The 1645-nt window shown below is 46.9% G+C and carries 1 pseudogene; it reads left to right on the forward strand.

The window, feature by feature from the left end:
- Positions 1–23 precede the first annotated feature (23 nt).
- Positions 24–1645, forward strand: a pseudogene (locus NA624_RS22950) (hypothetical protein); the annotation flags it as partial.

Consider the following 1645-nt stretch of genomic DNA (forward strand, 5'->3'; position numbering starts at 1 on the left):
AGAACGTACTGGACAACAGCATCGTGAATGATGCTAACCGCGACACGCTGCTGGCGAAGCGCATCGAGAACATGACCACGGTCGATATGGCAGGGAATGCCATCTTTGACGACAGCGCGAAATCAGACAAGGGCTGGACACAGGATTACACTCTGGCTGACCTCCCGAACCATGGCTGGGTATTTAACAATACCAGCGTGACGGCGGGCGGGGATGTGAGCCTGAAAGGCGCGGGCTTTACAAACTCAGTTGTCACCATTACGAATGGCAACCTGAGCATCGATAACGGCGGTCCTGCGCCACTGACGGGAACGACCCTCACAGTGGACGGCGGAGTGAACGTTCACGCAGGGGCCGGCAGCATTGACCTGAAGAACGGGAATATCAGTGCGAAAGGGAATATCACGCTTAAAGCGGATGCGGGCTCTATCGCCATTTCGGGCAAAAATGCGTCGGTAAAAGCCAATATCACCTCGACTGAAGGGGGGGTGAACTTGGTTTCAATGCAGGCTATAAATATAACAAACGCAAATTTTTTAGCGGATAAAGATATCTCTTTAAATGTTGCTTCTGAGGTAATGGGAACGCTGGGGATTGGTAATGCCTCTTTCACTTCTCAAAGTGGTGATGTTGATTTGTTTTTGGATACGAAAAAAATCAATCCTATCATTACAACTGTTGATTCGCAGTATGGTGGATTGATATTCTCAGGTGAGAATTCATTTGAAGCTAAAAATATAAATATTTCTGCATTATCCAGTAAGGATGCTAGAGGTTTTTCACTTTTGTTTGAAAGTGGTGCGATATTGAATTTAAAAGGTGAAACGCATATTAATGCGAGCAATGAAAGCAACGGAACTAGGAGTAATGAGGCAGGCCTGGGTAGTCGATATCGAAGAACTCAAATTAATGTGTCCGACGGTGATCTTTACATAACTGCAAGTGCTTTGTCTGGCTCAGCTATCCTTAGTCTTGCTGCCACTGGGCAGTGGGCAGATGCAGGTTTTGAATTTGTGTTAAATAATTCGAATTTATACATTGATGCTAATTCAAAGTTTTGGAATGGGATTACTTTAGGTGGTTATGGCGGCAGTACTTATGCGAATGGTTTAACATTTAAAGGAAACGGTAATGTGAGTGTTCATGGTCAAGGGGCCTTGGGTGGAATAATATTAAGCAGATTGTATACTGGGGAATTGGATGGAAATGTTCAATTGACTGGGGTCGGAGGTAGTGCAGCAGGGATTGATGCAAGTTTAAATACTGTTTTTCAGGGAGGGGTTTCCCTGTCCGGGAGTAGTGCTGACGATGTAGGGGTTTTACTTTCCTTTGGCCCTGGTATTCAGGAACATAATATGAATCTGAATGGTTCTAATGTTGCGGGGTCTTCGGAAAACGGAAGTGCGGGTATATTAATTAAGGGGAAAAATATATCGTTCACCAATGGCACCCTGACCGGTACGGCCACGTCAGGCAATGGTTCCGGAGTGGTGCTGACAGGAGGCGGCAACTACACCCTTGATGGCGCATCAATCACCGGGACTGCGGCCGATGGTTCCGGTATCGCCGTGAATGGCACGCTTACCGTGAATAACGGAACCGTAGTGAAAGGCCTTGCCACAGGTGGCGGGAACGGGGTGACGGT

The sequence above is a fragment of the Salmonella sp. NW38 genome (assembly GCF_051807745.1).
Lineage (GTDB): Bacteria > Pseudomonadota > Gammaproteobacteria > Enterobacterales > Enterobacteriaceae > Salmonella > Salmonella enterica.